This is a genomic window from Halobacillus sp. ABR2_026, assembly GCF_056158545.1.
On sequence record NZ_JBSWTM010000001.1, the window covers coordinates 2,647,732 to 2,670,478 of the forward strand.

Here is a 22,747-nt window from a genome sequence, read left to right on the forward strand (position 1 = left end):
GGTTAACACCTCCTCCATAAGGGCCGCATTTATTTTACGTTCATACTTAACTCGACCATCACACTAGGTCCGTATTGTTTCAACTGATCGATTTCAGCTTTCGTCAATACTGTACCTTCTGTGACAACTGTCTCTCCCTGCGAATTAACGATGTTTTTCGTTGCCTGCTTTCCTTCCAGCAGCTCTTCTTGTTTGCGATCTATATCATGGACACGTTCCTGATTGGAAGTGGTAGAGAAATGAAACGAACGTTTCTTTTCCACCTGCTCTACTGAAGCAGGAACTTCTTCGACGTGTTCCTGGATTGTCTCATCTACTGTAAATTCCTCCTTAAGAATCAATAGATTCTCACCATATGTGATGATGTACTCAGAAGGGACTTCAATATTGGTTTGGTCGTCCGTCGTGACATCCACGGAAAGGATTTGTCCGTTGTTTTCATTCACATAATACTCTGTGATTTCACCCACTAATTCTCCTACCCGGGTCATGACCTGTGCACCTTTGATATACACTTTTTTATTGATCAGCTGATTTGCAATCGGAATCTCGTTCAAGTCAAGAATTGAATGCGTGCTTTCTACAGTAATTGCATACTTTCCGATACCGATGATTTTTTGGAAGGGGATGGCTTTTACACTTACCTGCCAGTCTTCATGCTCTACGGTCAGGAAGTCGACGGTCCCTTTTTCTGGGTTGATGACGATTGATTTCACCCTTCCAATTTCTTCACCGGCGGCAATGCTGATAATTGGAAACCCGATCATTTCTACACTTTTTTTCATATTGTTCCTACACACCCATCATTGTTTTGTATATTGAACTTGTTGTTGTAACACATACTTTAATTCTTCTGCTATGAGAGAGTACGACGCGAACTTTTCGCTTAACTCACCTACAAAAAGTTCCAATTTATCTAACCGACTCTGTTTGACATAGTGTTTGATCAAAGATTTTGAAATGGAATAATACTCTATATCCGGCAGATTTTCAGATAAATGCGATTTGATATAGGCTTCATATTCATCTGCTGGCAATTGCTCTTCCATAAACACAATTCTCTCAATCATTAACTCCAAGAGCTGCTTCCGCAAGGATTCATCAGGCACTCTACTTTCTTCTTTTACCTCTCCAAGAGAAAGACTATCCTCATCGTCCTCAATATCAGGATCTGAATAATGGGATGGTGATGAAGTGGTTAATTCTTCTTCCTTTTCTCCTACTGCTTCAGGAAGAAAGTGTTCTGGACCTTTGCTTTCTAATTCTTCGTTGATATCAATTTTTGAATCTTCCTGTGCTTCCATAACTTGATCGCCTTCTGAATCCGCACTACCCCATTCGCTTACATGATGTCGATCCATTTCTTTATCCATTTCCCGGGTAATATTTGCGTCGTTTTCTGTTGATTCATCTGTTTCCACTGTAGCGGACCATTGATCATCCAAGTCTTCTGCTTCTTGAATGTTCTCATCTTCACACACTCTCTCTTTATAATTTTCATCGGTTGCAATAGGTTCAATTTCAAGGTCCTCTTCTTCAAAGTCCAGTTGGAAATTACGTTCTGCCATCAGATCTTGTTCTGTCTCTTCTTCAATCGCATCTGGTTCCTCATCAATTAATGTATCTTGATTCCTTCTGATTTCGACAAGTTCTTCCTCCATCAAAGACTCTTCTTTTCCACCTATGGAAGAAGTGTCTTCTCCCGATATCTCTTCAATCAATGATTCTGTTTCTATGTCTTGGTCTTCCAATAAAAACTCTTTTTGAATTACTGGATCGGGTAAAGATATATCGTCCTTTTCCTGAAAAGAACCTTCTAACTTCACAATGCTTTCAATACTTTCCGGGGATTCGAATTCCTCAGAGAGAATCGAATCTTTCTTTTCATTTACCTCTCGATCTAAAAGATGAGTATCCTCTCCCATTTCCTCAGCTTCAATGATCTCATCCTGATCATTTGTATCATCATTCCAATACCCTAAATCATTCATCAATGGTGAATGCCCATGTTCGTCAGAGGTGGTTTCTGAACTGCTTAAACCGAAGATTCCCGCTGCTTTTTCCTGTAATAAAACTGTAAATAAAATCCCGAGCACCAAAGCGGAGACAATTCCTATCCAAAATGTATAGGTGATAGACGCCAGAAGGGCCAAAGAACTTATCAAAGATCCTGACAACCATAAAATCATTCGAGCCTGTACAGAAAGGTTCACTGGCAATAACCGAAGGATGACCAATGCAGCAGCCACCGTTATGAACCAAATGTATAAATCAGTCATGCTTTTTTCCTCCTTCCCTTATTCATCATAAAAATGGGAATCTATTTCTTTTACAGTAATTTTATCAACCGTAGGAATTCCATCTGGTGGATTCGATATGATTTCTTCTCCGTAATCGATGATGAACCGGGATACATTCATGGAGAGTTTTTCCTGACCTCTTTCAAACCAAAGATCATGGACTCGAAAGTGAGTGGAGTTTCCCACACCATTTTCTTTTGTATTCCCTTTCATAGCGTTAAGCGTAATGTTTTTCCCATAGATACCGCCTTCAATGAGGAGGTTTGATCCAACCCCATACATTTTTAAATCACTATTGGTATAGAAAAAGGCGTTGATCGTTTTTAGATTTTTATCTTTGGGACTTATATATAGGTTGTTGTTCGCGATGGTCAAAGAACCTTCACTGAGGACAATCAGTGTTCCTGATTTATTCTCAATCCCTTCGATCCGGCCACCGTCCCTTGTGTAAATCGCACTATTGGTATCAATATCACCCTCGATATTTAATGAACCGTTCACATATATAGAACCATTTTTCAATGTTAAATTTTCAATGGTTGAATGATCATCTATATAGATAAAACCATTTTCCTCTACTTTCAGTTCTCCGGAGAGATTGGCTGAACCATGAACATAGATAGATCCCTTCACTTCTAGATTTCCATTAAGGTTCAAATTTCCCGTAACATGAAGATCGCCATTTACTTTCATATCTCCATTAGAGCGGACGGTTAAATCTGAAGATTCATACCAGCAACCCCTTCGACAAGTAAGATAATAATCGTAGGAAACCCCATGATTGTAAGTTACATAATTCCTGATTTCTTCGTTTCCATATCGGACTTCAAGACCGTTCCCATATCTCAATGAATGGCTTCTTTTATCGTAAATATATTGACCAACATCAATCTTATCAACATTAACTGACTCATCAATAATTCTTGGTGTGATGCTGAAATATTTGTTTAAGTTTTGTTCGATCGGAGCAAATTCAACAAAATCCTCGCCTGCTGATTTATGATGGTAATCTCCTACTACACGCAAGTCTCCATCGATTCCTGCATATGTCGAAGGCACCCAATGTTCCTGCCAGCCCGAGGTGAAGTATCCATGATCATCAAGATAAAGATTGCCACCCACTTGAACATCCCCCTTCATATAGGAGGGACCGTTAAGCATCATATAACCCGGGGTCACTGCACTATATTGGAAAACGTCTGCGATAGTAGAGACCGTAAGTGTTCTGATTAGTTTTCGATCATAGCCCTCTACATGAATTTCAATATCTACTCTTTGTAAATATGCACCGTTCACACCATCTTTGATTAATTGCGTTTTTATAGTATCTCCTTCATCCAGACTGTTTCTCGCATCATTCATTACTCCTGAAATTCGACTGATGATATCCTCCAACCTTAAGTATCCTTGGGAAAGTTGATCATTAATGCCGTTGATGCCTTTTAATATTCGTGCGTGGGCTTCCTGGGCTTTCATCTCAGCTTCAGTCTTCGACTCTACAAAATCTGTATTGGCTGTTGCAAACTGTTGGGAACCAATCGTGTAGCTCATCAGACTCAATCCTAAGATGCTGAATATGACAAACATGATAAGAACAGTAACTAAGACGTATCCATCCTCTTTTTTTAATAGCTTCCTCATTCATCACTCAGTCCCTAAGCGGAAAATTTTATCTAGGCTGTAGGTTTCATTGGTGTTTTCTTTAAGAATTTCTAAATGGACGGTCAGTCTACTGCCAGCCTGTTCGAATGTTGTATTAGATAGATCCATATCATCAGCATTCTGTTGAACGTTATTTATAAATAGTTCACCATTTCGAATAGATACTTCCGTTGTATCTTCTATGTATGTAAATTTTTCATCTTCATCCATTTCACCTAGACGTGAAGAGGTGGCAGTAAAAGTTTGAAAAGTGTCTGAATCGTCTACCTGGACTTCAATATTATCCATATTGATTAAATGTTCCTCTAAACTTAATAATAAAATATTTGCTTCTTTTCTTATTTCTGTTTTTGTGGAGGATGTCTCAACGGCTCCTGTTACAAAATAAAAAGCCTGATATGCAGCAATCATTACTATCATGGAAAGACCCACAACGGCCAACACTTCTACTAATGTAAACCCTTTTTCATTTGTCGTTTTCATCGCTCTACATATCCTTCGAGTGTCGTTTCTTTATTGCTTGCCGTGACAGTAACAGCAATTCTCGTCAAATACTTCTTCAACCCTTTATCATCAGGATCTGTGATTACCACGTACCCTTCGAATTGTTCAACATTTTCTGGATTGGGCAAGTCCAATAATTCAGACAAATTTATTTCTATCTCCCCTTTGCCTTTCAAAGTATCCAGTCTTTCCAGAGACATAGATTGATAGGCTTTCAGCGCTCCATCAGCGATTTCCATAGTTGTAAAGTCTTCATCAATAGTAGTTGATTGTGACATCGTACTCATAACAATATGAGTCGACACGATAAATACGATCAGAAGCAATGCCATGGCAACAATCACTTCTACAAGTGAATATGCTTTCTCCCCACCCAAATCAGGCATATGCTTCCTCCTCCAGTTTACATCTATTAACAAAATTATAACGCAAACATAGGTCTTTGTCCTGTCACATTTCGATAAATTCTTTGCGAAACATAAAAAACTGTCCAATAGTAGTTATTGAACAGTTTGCATCATTTCATCGTAACTCGCTACACGATCTCTACCTCTTTGCTTTGCTCCTATATACATCGCACGGTCCGCCTGTCGAATTAGGTCAAAGGCTTCTTCACAATGGTCAGGATATGTAGCCACACCTATGCTTGCCGTGACCGTAATATTGACAGGACCCTCCGAAACACTCATATGATCATAGGATATAAACGGTTTCTTTATCAAGGCTGCACGTATGGAGTGGGCAATAGTAAGGGCTTCCCTTTGATGATGACCAGGCAGGAGAAGAACGAATTCTTCTCCCCCGTACCTGGCGAGGGTTCCTTTTCCACTTGCAATCTCCTGGAGTCTTCCAGCAAATGCAGCAAGCACTTCATTCCCACTTTCATGGCCGTAGGTATCATTCACACGTTTAAAATGGTCAATATCGAGTAGTATGAGAGAGATTGGGTCTGTATTTTCTTGAGTTTGATATCCATTAAAAGTTGTCAGGATCTGATCTTCAAAATAACGATAATTGTACAAGCCCGTTAAAGCACAGCGTTCACTCTCTGTTTTCTTTTTCTCATAGTGTCTGGCATTGTCAATCGCTACCCCTAGATAATTCCCGAGAATATTAAGAATCATAAACTGATACTGGAAGAAAGCCCGTTTTCGGTTGGAATAGATTGTTATTACGCCTACGATTTCCCCATTCCTCTCCACAGGAACTGATAAAACCGTTTCCGCAAGATCAGGTGTATATTGATTTTCCAAATGAGACCAGTCCGCTTTCTTTTTATAGAAAACACTTCTTCCTTCCAGCCAAGTGTTGCCGCTGATACTTTGTCCCTTTGATAATTGGATAGAGGGAAAATCAATTTCCCCGGAACGATCAAAGAAGCGAATGAGCTCCATCCGTTTTTTCGAAGTAACATCATAGACGTAAATATAATCGACTGGAAGGAGTTCACTGAGTCGGTTGACGAAAATATCAAGAACTTCTTTTACCCCAAGCTTACCTGTCAATTCATGACCAATGATACTCGTCTTTCTTAAATATGTATTCACCTGGCGGCTGTTATGATAAAGCATGAACATCCCCGAAATGAAAACGAATGGAATGCCCACAAAGAAAATGGCGCTGATTCCAAGTTCAGAAAAGACCATATAGAGGACAAACCCTATCGGAAGAACAACTGAAGCCGATAGCAGTTCCCACAAGAACCCTTTATCCAGCCAGGCAATATCCCTTTTATAAAGGAATCTCGCTATACATTTGATAGAAAATTGATTGAGTAGAATCTGCGAGGCCGCATAGCTCACCACAGGCACCACATCATCCACCCCATTTACAGCTGCAGGCCCATGGTCCCCCCCAAACATATAGTAAATCCCCGCTGATAAAATGGAAATGATGAAAAACATTAACAAATTAATAGGCAGGCGATAGAGGTTTGTACTCCCCAGCCTCATTTTCGCCATTAAAGCGAAAATAGCCAATTGAGAAACGATAATTTCTATGAAAAGTCCATAGGATAAAAACACAGCAAAGGCGATCCCATGTGTGAAGAATACGGGGTGGTCTCCAATTTGCAGAGGAAATAAGGCGACGATACATGCTAAGATAATAAACGCAGAAATTTCTATTCTGTCACCTGCAAATACAGGCGTCTGCCACAGGTAGAGGAGCACTAATCCAACCGGCCATACGGCTGCCCAAGTGATCCATACCGCGTATTTTTTCCGTCTTGTCACCTTATCACCCCCTCCCACGCCCCATTTAGATTAAGACTATTTTACCACAACCATAGTTGTAACATTAATAGCCTACCATAAGTTTTCATTCATTTCAAAATATTTCCTTATTATTGAAATGAAGTATAACGAGCCTGTAATCAACAACACACCACTTGATCCTGTCTTCAGAGTAGCTTCTCTTACAGCCTGTTGATAATCCTCTGTTACATACGTAGGATTTATGGATGAGTACTCAGCCAATTCCGTCCCTTTTAACGCCCGGGGAAAATCAAAGGTTGTCATATACACAGCATCGACAACTTCCTCCAGCTGGTCCAACATCTTTTTTACAGGCTTATCCTCCAGAGCCGAGTATACGAGCACGATCGTTCGATCGGAATAATGACGTTTGATGGTTTCCACAAGTGCATGAGTTCCTTCTTCATTATGAGCTCCATCTATGATGGTCAAAGGTGTGTCCACTATTTTCTCAAACCTTGCCGGCCAATAAGTGGATGCAATCCCTTCACCATAAAGGCTTGAGTCTAAATCAGCTCCCTCTAAGCGAAGAATTTCTGCGGCTTGAATTGCTAAGGATGCATTTTCTACCTGATGAACCCCTTTCATACGACTCAAATATGTCGTTGGCTCCATTGTACGTGTACTAAAAGCAAAGGTTTCTCCTTCCTCCTTACTGGACGTATGGATCACTTCAAACTCACGCCCGAGAAGAGATACACCCGATTGTTCTTTGGAAGCCTTTCTAAGAATAACTTCCAAAGCCTCCTGTTGTTTGACCCCTGTTACTAAAGGCGTATTTTTTTTAATGATTCCTGCTTTCTCCTCGGCAATTTCTTTAAGCGTAGAACCTAGAACATTCATGTGGTCATGCCCGATATTTGTGATGATGGAGAGAAGTGGTGACAGGATATTCGTTGAATCATACCTTCCGCCAAGACCTGTCTCAATCAACGCAATATCTAGTGGAGCTTCTGCAAAGTATAGCATCGCCATTACTGTTATTATTTCAAATTCCGTCGGTTCGCCTAATGGGGTTGCCCGAAGTTCTTCAGAGAGAGGCTTCACCCTAATGACTAATTGAGCCAACAGATCATCTCCGATTGCCTTACCATTAACGCTGATCCGTTCATTGAATCGTTCAATGTAGGGAGAAGTGAATGAACCGACACACATTCCCTGCTCTTGGAGAATACAGCGAAGAAATGAAAGAGTAGATCCTTTGCCATTTGTTCCGGCAATATGGACAGCTTTAAACTTCCTTTCTGGATGATCCAGTTTCTCCAACATCCATTCCATTCTTTTCAATCCTGGCTTCACTTTAAATTTTTCTCTAGAGTGAATCCAATCCAGTGCTTCTTCATACGTCATTTCCATTCCCTCTTTTCAAAAGGTTCTGCTAAAGTTTAGTGTTGATATTTCTAACATTAGATTCATGTCCAGGAGTTTGTATAGCTATTGAACAGGAAGAGGTCCCCTCCTCCCTTTGCTCAATCATTCTCTCGAAACGACTATTTTTATTAGGGACACTTCACCTTGATGAGCGGTTAAGGATTGACCCTTACAGCTTGAAATACCACTTACACCATTTGTTCTGAGATAAAAAAGGCTCCTGATCAAGTTCATTAATCAACAACTAACTTTACAAGAGCCTTTCAAAAAAGGAGAGTACTCCGCAGAATACCCTCCTCCATGTTTATGCTTTTAGTTCTTTAATTCGCGCTTCTACTTTGGCACGCTTATCAAGGTAGTCCGTCTCTTTTTTCCGTTCTTCCTCGACCACATGGTCTGGTGCTTTACTGACGAAACCTTCATTGGAAAGTTTCTTCTGCACACGGGTAACTTCCTGATCCCATTTCTTCCATTCGTTCTCCAGGCGTTTGATTTCATCTTCAATGTTGATCAATCCTGCTAATGGAAGGTACAATTCCGCTCCAGTAATGACGGCTGACATAGCTTTGTCAGGAGCTTGGAGATCTGTTGCGATGGTCAGTTCACTTGGATTACAGAATCTTTCCAAATAATCACGGTTTTTCTCAAGTTCCTTGACGATTTCTTCGTCTTTCGCCTGGATCAGGAGTTGGATTTCTTTGGACATCGGTGTATCCACTTCTGCTCGTATATTCCGCACGGAGCGAATAATGGAGACAAGTCGGTTCATTTCTTCTACAGCCTTTTCATTATGGAAATCTTCTCTCACCTCAGGCCATGAAGCTTGTGTGATGGATTCTCCTTCATGAGGAAGGTGCTGCCAGATTTCTTCTGTAATGAACGGCATAAATGGATGAAGCATACGCATCGTTTGATCAAGCGTGTAAGCAAGAATTGAACGAGTCGTGTGAATTCTTGTTTCATCTTCTCCGTACAACGGAAGTTTCGCCATTTCGATATACCAGTCACAGAAATCGTCCCAAATGAAGTTATAAAGGTGACGCCCGGCCTCTCCGAATTCGTACTTATCGATGTTAGTGGTCACTTGTTCAATGGTCTGATTGAGACGAGTCAATATCCATTGATCTGCGACAGATTTATCACCCGTGATATCAATATCTTCGAATTTTAAATCTCCCATATTCATCAAAGCGAACCGGGAGGCGTTCCAAATCTTATTCGCAAAGTTCCACGTAGACTCAACCTTTTCCCAATGGAAACGTAAGTCCTGCCCTGGGGAAGATCCTGTAGAAAGGAAATAACGCAGGGAATCGGCTCCATACTTATCGATAACATCCATCGGATCGACACCATTTCCAAGCGACTTACTCATTTTGCGCCCTTCTGCATCACGAACAAGGCCGTGAATGAGGACATCATTGAAAGGACGTTCGTTCGTAAATTCAAGCGATTGAAAGATCATACGGCTGACCCAGAAACCAATGATGTCATATCCTGTAACGAGTACATTGGTCGGGAAGTAGCGCTTATAATCTTCACTGTTTTCATCAGGCCAACCCATCGTGGAGAAAGGCCAAAGAGCAGAAGAGAACCAAGTATCCAGAACATCTTCATCCTGCTTCCAATTTTCAGGATCTTCCGGCTCATTTTTTCCTACGTAGATTTCACCTGTTTCTTTATGGTACCAGGCCGGGATACGGTGTCCCCACCATAGCTGTCTGGAAATACACCAATCACGCGTATTTTCCATCCAATGCAAATACGGCTTTTCAAAGCGGTCAGGAACAAACTGAACCTGATCTTCCCCCTTTTGCAATTCAATGGATGCATCAGCAAGAGGTTTCATATCAACAAACCACTGAGTGGAAAGATAAGGTTCAACAACTGCGCCACTCCGCTCTGAGTGACCAACAGAATGCATGTGTTCCTCAATTTCGAAAAGCACACCATCTTCTTGAAGATCCTTGACAATTTGCTTGCGGCATTCGAAACGGTCCATCCCTTTGTATTTCCCGGCATTTTCGTTCATAGATCCATCTTCATTCATGACCAGGACTCTTTCGAGGTTGTGACGGTTTCCAATTTCAAAATCGTTAGGGTCGTGGGCAGGTGTAATCTTCACAGCCCCGGAGCCAAACTCCATATCGACATAGTCATCGGCAACAATTTTAATTTCGCGTCCGACAATCGGTAGAATCGCTTTCTTCCCGATTAAATGTTTGTAGCGATCATCTTCTGGATGTACAGCAATAGCTGTATCCCCAAGCATTGTCTCTGGTCTCGTAGTCGCGATTTCAATGGTTCCCTCTTCATCTTTCAAAGGATAACGCATATGATAAAATGCACCCTGGACATCCTTATATTCTACTTCAATATCAGACAAAGCCGTCTGAGTAGCTGGATCCCAGTTAATGATGTATTCCCCACGGTAGATCAAACCTTTTTCATAAAGGGTGACAAAAACTTCCTTTACTGCTTCAGATAAACCCTCATCAAGCGTAAACCGCTCTCTGGAATAATCCAAACCAAGTCCAAGTTTTTCCCACTGAGCACGGATGAATTTTGCATATTCATGCTTCCATTCCCATGACTTTTCAAGAAACTTCTCACGACCGAGATCATGACGGGAAATGCCTTCCTCCCGGAGTTTAGCGTCTACTTTCGCTTGTGTGGCAATACCAGCGTGATCCATCCCTGGCAGCCAAAGGACATCATAACCCTGCATCCGCTTCACACGTGACAGGATATCCTGTAAAGTCGTATCCCAGGCATGGCCGAGGTGAAGTTTTCCTGTTACGTTGGGTGGCGGGATGACGATTGTATAGGGCTCTTTATTTTCATCACCTGTTGCTTCAAAAAATTTACCATCCACCCAGTACTGATACCGATTTTTCTCTACTGCATCCGGATCGTACTTTGTGGGCATTGAAAGATCTTGTTGATCCATTGATCTTCCTCCTTTTATTCTCTTTTTCAAAAATTAAATAAAAAATCCCCTTCATCCTAAAAAAGGACGAAAGGGATTTATTTCCGTGGTACCACCTTTAATTTACAGGAATATGCTCCTGTACACTTAAATAACAATAACGGCTTCTAACCGGCTTCTCCTACTCTTCGTTCAAAGAAGCTGCATCAAGGGCGACCTTCCATCAACAAGGGTCCTGGAAAACTCTCACCAAATGTTTTCCTCTCTGAAGGATTTGTTCATGTACTCTTCCCTATCTAAGCATTTCACGTATAAAGACTATATTACATATTGTATATAAAAATAAGGTATTTAGTCAACTACGTTCAAAAAAAAGGCGAAAGCCCCTGAGCAAAATGCCCAGGAGCCTTTGACTCCAGATGGAAAAGGAGTGCTCAATATGAGTCGATTGTATCGTTATCGTCTTCCCCCTTGGTGCAGGACATGGTTGTTTGTCATAGAAAAATCCTTGCTGCCCATCGTCATTTTTCAAGCTTTACGAACGCTGATCTTTCCGACTACGTTTGATATCTTTCTTCTTGGCCTAGTTCTCGGTTTGTACTTCGCTTTTAAATATAAATGGATTTAATTTGGAATGTATACGATCTGCCCAGGTGAAACATCCTCTTGATAATCATTGACTCGTTCCAATTGTTTGACCGAGACTTCGTATTTTTCTGCAATGGAAGCTAAGGTTTCCTCTTCCTGGGCGATGTACATTTTCATTTGTGTATACGTATCTTCTCTGTTTGGGAAAAGATGCTTGAAAATCTGTTTGATTCCATCCATCCCTCCCGGGGCCTGTGCACTTTCCTGATCAGACTCTTCGCTGCTTGATTCCTCAGCATCATCCACACTGATTTCACCCCAGTCATCACTATCGTAGGAAGGCTCTTCTTGGGCAAATTGTGATTGATTCTGTTCATGACCAAAGAACTCCGGGAAGCTCTGTGATTTCTTATAAAACCATCGTCCATCATCTTCTTCCGCCTGTTTCTCCACCCTTTTCTCATCAATCCGGAAAACAGGGGCTTCCCGTTCAGGAAGAAGGGGATGTTCTTTTTGATTTTGTTCATGGAAATTGACAGGACCGACCGTGGCAGAGTTGTCAAAGTCAGGTTCGTTGAATGCTTCATGCTGCCTGTCTTCCAGACCATTAATATTTACATGGGCGTGGAGCCGTAGTTGTCGGTTGGCAGGAAGCTCATAATCAAAGCTTTCAATATCAATAAGTACATCATCTAAGTTCGAGACCCTTTCTAAAGGGACCGTAATTTCAACTGGAAACGAATGATAGAATGTATGGATCCCTTCTTCTGCAGGCTCTACACGATCCATGGTACGGACCGATGGAGCGAGAGGACTTTCATCAAGGTTATCCAGGCTGCCAGTCGGAATATATTCCCCCGCCAGGTCGACTGTACCTTTTAAACGGACCTCATCTCCAAGCTCCTCAATTGTAATTTCAGGTTCTAATGAAATACCGAGTAATTCGCGAACGCCCTGTCCTTCCTTGAACCATATGGATTCATCTAAATAAAAGGAAAATACATTTTGTTTGTTTTGCAAAGTTCGGTCCCCTCCCTAAGGTAATAAACACTTTTCTCTATTACCACCTTATGCAGGAGTCCTAGTATTATACATGGATCAACAATGTAAAAACGCATGGGGGTGGCCCATGCGTTTTTTTCATGCATTTTTAATTTTAGAGAAGACTCTTTCCACTGCTTGAATCGTTTTCTCAATATCCTCATCTGTATGCTTAACAGATAAGAATAATCCTTCGAATTGTGACGGCGGCAGATAAATACCCTCTTCAATCATTCCTTGGAAATAGCTTGTGAACAAGTCTAAATCCGATTGATTTGCCGTTTCGAAATTGGTTACAGGCTCATCTGTAAAGAAGAAACCAACCATGGACCCCGCGCGGTTGACCGTCAATGGGATGCCGTGTGTTACAGCCGCTTCCGTATAACCTTCGATTAAACGATCGACCTTCTTATTGATATGATCATAGGCTTCTTCTGTCATCGCCGCAATCGTTTCAAAGCCAGCCGTCATAGCCAGCGGATTTCCAGAAAGTGTTCCAGCTTGGTAGATATCGCCGACAGGAGCTACGCGCTCCATGATTTCACGCTTACCACCGTATGCGCCTACCGGAAGGCCTCCTCCGATAACTTTACCGAGACAAGTCATATCAGGAGTCACGCCAAAGTGGCCTTGCGCACTATAATAGCCGACACGGAAACCTGTCATGACCTCATCGAAAATTAAGACTGTACCGTTATCTTCTGTTATCTTCCTTAATGCTTGCAGAAACCCTTCGTTAGGAGGTACGACGCCCATGTTACCTGACACGGGTTCAATGATAACAGCGGCCAGGTCATCCCCATATTCTTCAAAGACATAGTTGACACTCTCTAAGTCATTATAAGGAACCGTAATCGTATTTTGTGCAATCGATGCTGGTACACCAGGGGAGTCCGGAAGTCCAAGAGTAGCAACTCCTGATCCTGCCTTAATGAGAAGGGAATCCCCATGACCATGGTAATTTCCTTCAAATTTTAAGATCTTGTCTCTTCCCGTGTATCCACGAGCCACTCGTAGAGCGCTCATCGTCGCTTCCGTGCCTGAGTTTACCATACGAAGCATTTCTATGGACGGCACCCGTTCTTTGACAAGCGAAGCCAACTTGTTTTCCATTTCTGTAGGAGCACCGAAACTTGTACCATTAGCCGTCACTTTCATCAGCGATTCTGTGACCTTTTCATCCGCATGCCCAAGAATTAGCGGCCCGAAGCTCAAAACATAATCGATGTACTCATTGCCATCGATATCGTAGATTTTGGAACCTGAACCTTTCTCCATAAATATCGGATCCATCTTTACAGATTTGAAAGCACGGACAGGAGAGTTCACTCCGCCCGGCATCAAATCAATGGCTTTTTGATAGGCTTGTTTCGACTGATCGTATGTTTTCATGTAACCGTCACCCTTTCTCCCGTACTATTGATGTAACCAGCGAGCAGCATCTTTCGCAAAATACGTAATGATCAGATCTGCGCCCGCTCTTTTCATGGACGTTAGTTTTTCAAGAACGATTTCCTCTTCGTTCACCCAGCCATTTTGCGCGGCAGCTTTAATCATCGAATACTCCCCGCTCACGTTATAAGCAACTAATGGCAAATGGAAGCGGTCTTTGACTTCCCTCATAATATCCAGGTACGCAAGGGCAGGCTTAACGATTAAAAAGTCAGCGCCTTCATCTACATCAGACTCTGCCTCGCGGATGGCTTCCACACGGTTGGAAGGATCCATCTGATACGCTCGTCTGTCCCCGAACTGAGGGGAACTGTGAGCTGCATCACGGAAAGGTCCATAGAAAGCGGAAGCATATTTCACAGCATAAGCCATCACAGGGATGTGACTGTAACCCGCTTCATCCAATCCTTCTCGAATAGCTGCAACAAACCCATCCATCATATTGGATGGTGCAATGATATCTGCCCCTGCTTCCGCTTGAGTAATAGCTGTCTTCGTAATATATGTCAAAGACTCATCGTTTGCAATATCGCCATCACGAACAATACCACAATGTCCATGATCCGTATATTGACAGAGGCATGTATCCGCAATCACTGTAAGAGTAGGGAAGCGTCCTTTGATTTGACGAATCGCTCGTTGAACAATTCCTTCTTCATGATAGGCTTGACTCCCAACTTCATCTTTTTGTGAAGGAACACCAAAGACGATGACAGACTTGATGTCCAAGTCGACAAGCTCCTTCATTTCTGCATTCAAGTGGTCAAGAGACACTTGATGTACCCCTGGCATGGAAGCCACAGGGTTCTTTATGTCTTCCCCTTCCACTACAAAGATCGGGTATATTAAGTCGTCAGTGCGGAGATGTGTCTCTCTCACAAGCGCCCGCATAGAATCCGTACGACGCAGGCGGCGATGGCGTTTGAACTCCAATTCTTTCATGTTATCTTTTCCCTTCATTATAAAAATAGTCTTTCATTTGGCTCACCAAATGAGGGATCGTATATTGTTCCGGAGTATGAATGTTCGTAAATCTGTATTTTTCCGCTTCCTTTGCAGTGGTCGGCCCGATGCAGAAACAGGGCAATTGTCCCCCTTCTTCATGAACCATAGCTACATAAGCACGGACAGTCGACGGACTGGTAAATGTTAATGCATCAATCTTACGTTCTTGGATCCAGCTGAGAAGTTCTGCCTTTTCATCTTTCAATAGTAGCGTATCATATACGGTCAGGGAATGGAAAAATACCCCCTTGTCCCGTAATATACGCGGCAAAGTGTCCCTGGAACGATTCCCCCTTATGTATAAAATTGTCCCTGGATCTGGATAAGCAGATAGAAACTCTTCTCCCATGGAAGACGCGTGAAAAATAGTTGGAGTAAAATCTGCGGAACCTCCATAATCATTTAGCCGCTTTTCCGTTTTGGACCCGATGATTGCAAATTTAACGTGAGATGGAACATCGATTTTATATTTCCGTAGAAGTTCGTAAAAAAACTTCACGCCATTCGCGCTTGTGATAAACACCCAGGAATAGTCATGAAGTCGTTTTAATGTCTCTTGATGAGACTTAGAATCATTCAATTTAAAGCGAAGAAGGGGAGTGTGCAGGACGACTCCACCTTCTGCTTCTATTTCATCAATGAGTGAACCTGCTTGGGACTCTGCTCTCGTTACGAGAATCCTCTTCCCTTGCAAAGCTTTCATTATTGTTCATACTCCTCTTTAGCACGATCAACGATTTCCTGAGCCCCTTGTGCTTTCAAGCGGTCGGCAGCTTCTTTTCCAACTTGGATAGGGTCTTTACCTGAGACCGTTTCATGAAGGATCGTCTTTCCATCAGGCGTACCGACAAGTGCTGTCAGAACAATTTCCTCACCCTTACGGTAAGCATATCCACCAATGGGTACTTGGCAGCCCCCGTTTAGATCATGAAGAAACTTCCGTTCCGCAGATACTGTGGTTTCAGTATATTCATGGTTTAGCTTTTGAAGAAAATCACGCAGATCTGAATCGTTCTCGCGACACTGAATAGCAAGAGCTCCTTGGCCTACAGCAGGAACACATACATCAGGTTCCAAATATTCCGTAACCACATCATCATCCCAGCCCATCCGCTTCAAACCAGCAGCTGCAAGAACGATGGCATCGTACTCTTCCTCTTTACATTTACGGAGTCGTGTATCGATGTTCCCACGAATCCATTTAATTTCAACATCTGGACGAACAGCTTTGATTTGAGAACCGCGTCGCAAGCTGCTTGTACCTACGATAGCTCCTGCCGGGAGATCTTTAAGTGCCACATTTCCGTTTGAGACAAAAGCATCGCGGTGGTCTTCACGAATAGGTACGGCCGCCACCATAAGACCTTCAGCAACAACAGCCGGCATATCCTTCATGCTGTGAACGGCCATATCGATTTCACCATCATACATGGCTTGTTCGATCTCTTTAATGAACAAACCTTTCCCGCCGACCTTCGAAAGGGTAACATCAAGGATTTGATCTCCTTTGGTAGAAATTCGTTTGATTTCGAACTCGTAGGATGAATCGATTTCCTTCAGTTGTTCGATCACCCATTCCGTTTGTGTGATCGCTAAGTTACTTTTACGTGACCCGATGACGATTTTTCTCAAAACATTTCCTCCTCGATACTAAAAATGAAAGTTTGATAATGATCCAAACAAAAAGAAATTGATCAATAAGAATAGAAAAGCTGCCGCATTGAATATAGCAATGGCACGCCCCTGGTATCCTTTTAAAACTCGAAGTATTAAATAAACGATGTAAACGACTAACACAAGCATGGACCCAAGCGTTTTGGAATCATACCAATAAAAAGCGGCTGTAGAAATATAACCCCAGACGATGCCAAGAATGATTGCGATGAGTAAAAGGGGAACGCCCAAAATGATTGCCACGTAAGAAAAGTGGTCAAGTCTCGTTAAATTTCCAAGGCGGAATAACTTGGCATCCCACTTCTTTTTCTTTAACAGCCGATACTGCAGCAAGTACATAATGGAAAAGATAAACGACAACGTAAAAAAACCATAGGAGATGATAGCGAGACTTACATGAATGACCAGAAGTTCATTCACGAGCGCCACCCCTCTGTTTTCCAGTACATTCTGTGCCCTCGTAGAAATATGGATAATCATAATTAAAAACCCGACAACATTGGTGAAAAATACAAGAAAATCCACCTTGAAAAGTCTGTTAATAATTAATGAGAATGTCACCAGTATCCACGCATAAAAGTATAAACCATCATAAACCGTCATGATTGGGAAATCATCTTTCAAAAACATTTGCGATAATAGAAAGAAAGACTGTAAAACCCAGACCATACTAAGTAACCAGAAGGCAGTGATATTCGCCTTCCGGTTATTCTGTACAAAGTCGATGAAGTATCCAATGATGCTCAATCCGTATAAGAAAAGGATAAGTTCGTAAACCCATTTTAATTCAAGCATTTACCTTCCACCTTATGAATGGGCTACAGAGCTGATGGTCGTAATAGACTCATGAGCCTCTGTATGGTTCTTCACCTTTGCGCTGTTCTTTTTTTCCTGTGCCTGTACCTCTTGTTTCACCTGCTCTTCAATTCCGAAGATTTGAGTGAATAATCGCAGCGTCTCCTCTGAATCTGGTTGAGCTCCCATTTCTTTAGCCTGAGAAATCGGCTCCTTCAGCATTTGATTAATGATACTTTTCGTATGCTTATTCAATACTTTGCGTTCACGATCTGAGAGCTCCGGCATCTTTCTCTCAATACTCTTCATCGTTTCCGCCTGTATATTTAAAGCTTTTGAACGTAGAGCAGAAATAACAGGAACGACACCAATCGTCTGTAACCACTGTTTGAACTCTACGATTTCCGCTTCAATCATAATTTCGATTTCTTCTGCTGCCTGCTTTCTCAGCGCCAGGTTTGCATCCACGATTCCCTGAAGATCATCAATATCATATAAGAATACACTTTCCAAACCTTCCATATCCGGGTCAAGATCTCTAGGCACAGCAATATCTACGAAGAAAAGAGGCTTTCCTTTGCGCTTCTTATGAATAGGCTCCATCTTCTCTTTTGTAATAACATAATCCGTAGCACCAGTAGAACTGATCACGATATCCGCGTCTTCCAGTACATCCTCCAACTCATCCATGGTATGGGGATGTCCATTAAACTGACCGGCTACTGTCTGCGCTTTAGCAAGTGTACGATTGACGACAGAAACTTTACGGACACCAGATCCATGAAGGTTTTTAGCGGCTAGTTCCCCCATCTTTCCAGCACCTAAAATCACAATGTGCTTATGAACAAGATCCCCGAAAATTTTCCTCGCCAATTCAACAGCCGCATAACTGACCGAGACAGCGTTTTCACCGATTTCCGTCTCTTTATGACCTTTCTTAGCCATAGTCACCGCCTGACGAAACAGTTGATTGAATATAGTGCCTGTGGTTCCGGCGTCTTGTGCTTGTAGAAAAGACTGCTTCATCTGACCGAGAATTTGAGTCTCTCCGAGTACCATAGAATCAAGTCCTGCGGTTACACGTAATAGATGCTCAATCGCTCCATCCGTTTCGTAAATGGAAAGGAAGGGAGAGAATTGTTCTTTGTCAATATTGAACCAATCCGATAAAAACTGTTTAATATAATATCGGCCGGTGTGGATTTGATCCACGACCGCATAGATTTCCGTACGGTTGCATGTAGAAATAATCACATTTTCCAACACACTTTTTTGTATGTTGAGATGCTGCATCGCTTGTGTCAGCTCTTCTTCAGAAAATGTGAGCTTCTCGCGAATTTCCACAGGGGCTGTTCTGTAATTAAGACCGATAGCTAAAATGTGCATTTCATCTACCCCCAGTAAACGTTCAAGACTTATCACATATCCACTAGTATAGCACAAAACCCGAATAATTTTCCTTGAAAAATATGAACAGATTTTGAAACCCTTATGATAGGATAAAAATGAGACGGACTAGAAAATAGTAACGATTTATTTATAAAAACTCTAAATTATAATCCGATTGTAATATACCAAAACCAGCTCAAAATCGCAAGGATCCGACATTTTTGTATAATAGAAAAGGATGTGATCTCACTTGAATAAACAAAATTCACTGATCGGACTGCTCTTCATTGGTTTAGGTATGTACTACTTCCTTCGTCATCTCAATATACCCGAACTGCTTCCATTTTACTCATGGCCTACTCTAGTATTGATAATAGGTGTGGCGTTTTTAGTCCATAGTTCCTGGACCAAGGATCATTCATCGTTGTTTACCGGTGTCCTGCTCGCTGGGTTCGGTATCCACTATACAGCTGTCCGCTATCTCCCTGTTTGGCAGGATCATTGGGGAATGTACCTGCTCATAGTAGGAGCGGCCTTTCTTATTCATTACAGGAAGGCGAAAAGCGGCTTAGTTCCCGCTTTGATTCTGCTCGGGATCGGGTTGTTCGCTTTATTTGCACCCACTAATCCTGTCTGGTTCCAATGGATCCAAGGAGCATTCCAACTGATTGAACGTTTCTGGCCGCTCGTACTTGTAGGATTTGGCGTCTATCTATTAAAGAAAAAATAAATATCTCAAAAGATTCCTAGACAAAAACCAAACGCCTGAATATGCTTCAGGCGTTTGATTCATTGCTCTCTTTAATGGTTATAAGGTATTTAGCTCTTTTATAAAATGGAACTCAAGAAAGCCTGAGTCCTCTCTTCTTTTGGATTTTCAAAGAGATCCTTCGGAGCCCCTGACTCTACAATTTTACCATCATGCATATAAACAACGCGATCCGCAACTTCTCTTGCGAATCCCATTTCATGTGTAACCACGACCATGGTCATTCCTTCTTTGGCAAGATCCTTCATCGTAGCAAGAACTTCTCCTACAAGTTCAGGGTCTAGAGCAGAAGTCGGTTCATCGAACAACATGATTTCCGGTTTCATGGCAAGCGCCCGTGCAATGGCCACTCTTTGTTTCTGTCCACCTGACAACCTGGATGGATAGACATCTGCTTTATCTCCGAGACCAACCTTTTCCAAGAGTTCTTTCCCTTCTTTTCTTGCCTGGTTCTTTGATAGACGTTTCACTTGGGTAGGTGCTTCCATGACATTGCCAAGCACGGTCATATGAGGGAATAAGTTAAAGTGTTGAAAAACCATTCCTACCTGCTGGCGTACTTCATTTAAATTATCTTTTTTAGGATCGATTTGTTTCCCTTTAATATAAAGTTCACCACTGTTCTTCATTTCCAGGAAATTCAAACAACGGAGCATTGTACTTTTACCGGAACCGCTCGCCCCTATGAGAACGACCACTTCACTTTCCCCTACGTGGAAGTCGATATCCTTCAATACATGCAGGTCTCCGAACGATTTATTTAATTTATTGACTCGGATCATTTGTTCTGACAATTGCTTTCCTCCTCTATTAGTCACTCACGGCCATTTTCTTCTCGATTGCTCCTACGACAAGAGTCAGAAGGAATACAAGAATCAAGTACCATACCGCGCTGACAAGCAGCCAGGTCATGTAGTCGAATGTATTAGCACCTTGAGTAGTGGCTACTGCGAAAATTTCTGATACACCGATGAAAGCCGCTAAAGATGAATCTTTCAAACCAATGATAAACTGATTCCCTAAAGGAGGCAACGCACGTCTAAACGCTTGCGGAAGAATGACTCTCCGCATTGTAAGCGTTCCACTCATTCCCAAGGAACGGCCGGCTTCTGTTTGGCCTTTTCCAATCGACTGAATAGACCCACGAAAAATCTCTGCTATATACGCACCATTGTGGAACGCAAGTCCCAGAGCTACAGACCAAAACCCACTGATAATCCAAATTTCTGTCAATCCGTAATAGAAAACGAAAATTTGTACAATCAATGGCGTACCTCTGACCACGTAAATGTAAATATTCGCAAGCCATTCTAACGGTTTGATTTTGGATATTTTCATAAAGGCGAATAAAAGTCCTATAAATATGGCGATTAGTATAGATACAGCAGTTAGGGCCAGCGTCATTTGTGCCGCTTCAAAAAACATCCCCCTGCTATCAATCAATGCTGTCCAAAAGTTAGCAGAATACAAATACAATTGACTTCAACTCCTCTATAATGTCAAAAAGAGCACGCTCACTGCGCACTCTTTTGACTCCGGTCTTTAACTGAAAAACGATGGTTTACTCTGGAAGGGTCGTAATATCTTCTCCAAAGTATTCTTTACTGATTTCAGCTAGTGTTCCATCTTCTCGAAGTGTTTCTAGAGCTGCATTGATCTCTTCAAGTAAAGCTTCGTTTTCTTTTGAAACAGCGACTGCCTGTTCACTGCGTTCGATCATCTCTTTCGCCTCAATCTCCAAACCTTCACCAGATGCTTCTTTCCCTGTTAGAAAGTCTGTAATAACAGCATCATGACGGCCTTTTGCAAGTGACTGCAGAGCGACAACATCACTATCATAAGTCTTAATGTTATCCGTAACTTCTTCGGCATAGGTGCTGTACGTAGATCCCTTGGAAATAGCAATCTCCTTTCCTTCAAGGTCTTCTAATTTCTCTACATCACTATCCGCACGTGTGAAAATCTGTGCACCTGAATAATAATATGGGGTAGAGAAATCCACTTCCTGTTGTCTCTCTTCTGTAATGGTGTGACTTGCTACAGCAGCATCAAAACGGGCGGTCTTCACACCTTCGACTATACTTGCAAACTTCTGCTTTTGAGGGTTAGGTTCCAATCCCAATTCTTCTGCAATAGCGTTAGCTACATCAATATCAAAACCTGTCATTTCACCACTTGCATCCGTCATACTGAACGGGCGGAACTCACCAGAAGCAGCAAATGTGAATTTTCCATCCTCCACGAGGTCATAAGCCGTTTCTTCCGTATTATCACTGGATTCACTTTCATTAGTATCCCCTGAAGTTTCTCCTTCATCATCACTTCCGCCGCAAGCCGTAAGGACCAGCGCCATGAAAAGGCTCAGGGTGGTCAGTAAAAGATATTTTTTCATCACCAAAATTCTCCCCTTTATCCATTTGTCATCTTTCTGTAATATTAGCGATACTTTAAATTATAGTCAGTTATCTAATAATTCCCAAAATTAAAGGAAGTCCAAAAAATGCCGAATCCAGTAGATAAGGAGATTGACCTTCTTTATTCCCTACCATTCTTATAAATGCATGGTTTTCCTTTCATTTGATAGATTTCACCCGCCTTATATATAAGGCTCTGTTAAAGTTTAGTGTTGATATTACTGCAAAAAGGAAATTCCAATTTTATATTTAGCTTATTTAACTTAAGCTCCCTTTTATTGAAGACTCAGCTTCGAGATGTTTGTGTGGGAGTTAGGGGCTACGGGGGATGACTTGCTTTCCGCGGGAGCGCGGTGAGCCTCCTCAGGCTTACGCCTTGCGGGGTCTCACCCAGCACTCTTTTCCCGCAGGAGTCTCGCCATCCCCCTCCGCCCCTTGGCTAGATCAGGGTCTCGAAACCCCTTCATGAATCATCCGCTATTCTAGTTGGTGAGAGAATAAGGATCATACGCCCAAACCGAGGGGCTAGAACCCGGAAAGCTTGATACATAGCGTTTTATGCTTACAACAACCGGGGTAATGGAAGACCACCCAACGTTGGT

The 22,747-nt window shown here is 42.1% G+C and carries 20 protein-coding genes and 1 other annotated feature; of the genes, 2 read left to right on the forward strand and 18 right to left on the reverse strand.

What is annotated here, in order from left to right; translation table 11 throughout:
- Nucleotides 1–29: 29 nt before the first annotated feature.
- From ACXADE_RS13830 to ACXADE_RS13865, 8 genes are all read right to left on the reverse strand, one after another.
- Entirely contained in the window at nt 30–785 is a 756-nt protein-coding gene (locus ACXADE_RS13830) for a PRC-barrel domain-containing protein (RefSeq protein ID WP_474981037.1), read from the reverse strand.
- An 18-nt stretch (nt 786–803) separates the two neighbouring features.
- Nucleotides 804–2,279, reverse strand: a complete 1,476-nt coding sequence (locus ACXADE_RS13835) for a hypothetical protein (RefSeq protein WP_474981038.1) — start codon at nt 2,277–2,279, stop codon at nt 804–806.
- Nucleotides 2,280–2,297: 18 nt separating this feature from the next.
- Nucleotides 2,298–3,941 (reverse strand): hypothetical protein, encoded by a 1,644-nt coding sequence (locus tag ACXADE_RS13840; RefSeq protein WP_474981039.1) that lies wholly within the window; start codon nt 3,939–3,941, stop codon nt 2,298–2,300.
- A 3-nt stretch (nt 3,942–3,944) separates the two neighbouring features.
- Nucleotides 3,945–4,445 carry a PulJ/GspJ family protein gene (locus ACXADE_RS13845; RefSeq protein ID WP_474981040.1) on the reverse strand — a complete coding sequence of 167 codons (501 nt, stop codon included), beginning with the start codon at nt 4,443–4,445 and terminating at the stop codon, nt 3,945–3,947.
- Nucleotides 4,442–4,852, reverse strand: a complete 411-nt coding sequence (locus tag ACXADE_RS13850) for a prepilin-type N-terminal cleavage/methylation domain-containing protein (protein ID WP_474981041.1) — start codon at nt 4,850–4,852, stop codon at nt 4,442–4,444. The genes ACXADE_RS13845 and ACXADE_RS13850 overlap by 4 nt, the downstream gene beginning before the upstream one ends.
- Nucleotides 4,853–4,966: 114 nt before the next feature.
- Nucleotides 4,967–6,700, reverse strand: a complete 1,734-nt coding sequence (locus tag ACXADE_RS13855; protein ID WP_474981042.1) for a sensor domain-containing diguanylate cyclase — start codon at nt 6,698–6,700, stop codon at nt 4,967–4,969.
- 72 nt (nt 6,701–6,772) lie between these two features.
- Nucleotides 6,773–8,077, reverse strand: a complete 1,305-nt coding sequence (locus ACXADE_RS13860) for a bifunctional folylpolyglutamate synthase/dihydrofolate synthase (protein ID WP_474981043.1) — start codon at nt 8,075–8,077, stop codon at nt 6,773–6,775.
- Nucleotides 8,078–8,396: 319 nt separating this feature from the next.
- Entirely contained in the window at nt 8,397–11,039 is a 2,643-nt protein-coding gene (locus ACXADE_RS13865) for a valine--tRNA ligase (protein WP_474981044.1), read from the reverse strand.
- Nucleotides 11,040–11,098: 59 nt separating this feature from the next.
- Nucleotides 11,099–11,326: a binding site (T-box leader), on the reverse strand.
- Nucleotides 11,327–11,457: 131 nt separating this feature from the next.
- Between ACXADE_RS13865 and ACXADE_RS13870 the strand changes: the two genes are divergently transcribed.
- Nucleotides 11,458–11,646 carry a hypothetical protein gene (locus ACXADE_RS13870; protein WP_474981045.1) on the forward strand — a complete coding sequence of 63 codons (189 nt, stop codon included), beginning with the start codon at nt 11,458–11,460 and terminating at the stop codon, nt 11,644–11,646.
- On the opposite strand, the gene spoVID is transcribed toward ACXADE_RS13870, so the two are convergent.
- The 7 genes from spoVID to hemA form a co-directional block, all read right to left on the reverse strand.
- Nucleotides 11,643–12,626, reverse strand: coding sequence for a stage VI sporulation protein D (gene spoVID / locus ACXADE_RS13875; RefSeq protein WP_474981046.1), 984 nt, complete (start codon nt 12,624–12,626; stop codon nt 11,643–11,645). The genes ACXADE_RS13870 and spoVID overlap by 4 nt on opposite strands.
- A gap of 120 nt (nt 12,627–12,746) precedes the next feature.
- The gene (gene hemL / locus ACXADE_RS13880; protein ID WP_474981047.1) at nt 12,747–14,039 is read right to left on the reverse strand and encodes a glutamate-1-semialdehyde 2,1-aminomutase; all 1,293 of its coding nucleotides are present in this window, start codon (nt 14,037–14,039) and stop codon (nt 12,747–12,749) included.
- A 24-nt stretch (nt 14,040–14,063) separates the two neighbouring features.
- Nucleotides 14,064–15,041: a porphobilinogen synthase gene (hemB, locus tag ACXADE_RS13885; protein WP_474981048.1), complete on the reverse strand. Its 978-nt coding sequence runs from the start codon at nt 15,039–15,041 to the stop codon at nt 14,064–14,066.
- A 1-nt stretch (nt 15,042) separates the two neighbouring features.
- Nucleotides 15,043–15,807 carry a uroporphyrinogen-III synthase gene (locus ACXADE_RS13890; protein WP_474981049.1) on the reverse strand — a complete coding sequence of 255 codons (765 nt, stop codon included), beginning with the start codon at nt 15,805–15,807 and terminating at the stop codon, nt 15,043–15,045.
- On the reverse strand, nt 15,807–16,736 hold the full coding sequence (gene hemC, locus ACXADE_RS13895; protein WP_474981050.1) for a hydroxymethylbilane synthase: 930 nt from the start codon (nt 16,734–16,736) through the stop codon (nt 15,807–15,809). Before hemC ends, ACXADE_RS13890 begins: the two co-directional genes overlap by 1 nt.
- 18 nt (nt 16,737–16,754) lie before the next feature.
- Nucleotides 16,755–17,573, reverse strand: coding sequence for a cytochrome c biogenesis protein (locus ACXADE_RS13900; protein ID WP_474981051.1), 819 nt, complete (start codon nt 17,571–17,573; stop codon nt 16,755–16,757).
- A 12-nt stretch (nt 17,574–17,585) separates the two neighbouring features.
- Nucleotides 17,586–18,959 (reverse strand): glutamyl-tRNA reductase, encoded by a 1,374-nt coding sequence (gene hemA / locus ACXADE_RS13905; RefSeq protein WP_474981052.1) that lies wholly within the window; start codon nt 18,957–18,959, stop codon nt 17,586–17,588.
- Nucleotides 18,960–19,212: 253 nt separating this feature from the next.
- Here hemA and ACXADE_RS13910 point away from each other — a divergent pair, with 253 nt between their 5' ends.
- Entirely contained in the window at nt 19,213–19,692 is a 480-nt protein-coding gene (locus ACXADE_RS13910; protein ID WP_474981053.1) for a LiaF transmembrane domain-containing protein, read from the forward strand.
- A gap of 98 nt (nt 19,693–19,790) precedes the next feature.
- Here ACXADE_RS13910 and ACXADE_RS13915 read toward each other — a convergent pair whose 3' ends face one another.
- From ACXADE_RS13915 to ACXADE_RS13925, 3 genes are all read right to left on the reverse strand, one after another.
- Complete coding sequence (locus ACXADE_RS13915; protein WP_474982232.1) at nt 19,791–20,513, reverse strand: amino acid ABC transporter ATP-binding protein; 723 nt, start codon at nt 20,511–20,513, stop codon at nt 19,791–19,793.
- A 28-nt stretch (nt 20,514–20,541) separates the two neighbouring features.
- Nucleotides 20,542–21,156 carry an amino acid ABC transporter permease gene (locus ACXADE_RS13920; protein ID WP_474982233.1) on the reverse strand — a complete coding sequence of 205 codons (615 nt, stop codon included), beginning with the start codon at nt 21,154–21,156 and terminating at the stop codon, nt 20,542–20,544.
- Nucleotides 21,157–21,292: 136 nt separating this feature from the next.
- The gene (locus ACXADE_RS13925) at nt 21,293–22,123 is read right to left on the reverse strand and encodes a transporter substrate-binding domain-containing protein (RefSeq protein ID WP_474981054.1); all 831 of its coding nucleotides are present in this window, start codon (nt 22,121–22,123) and stop codon (nt 21,293–21,295) included.
- Between the last annotated feature and the right edge of the window lie 624 nt (nt 22,124–22,747).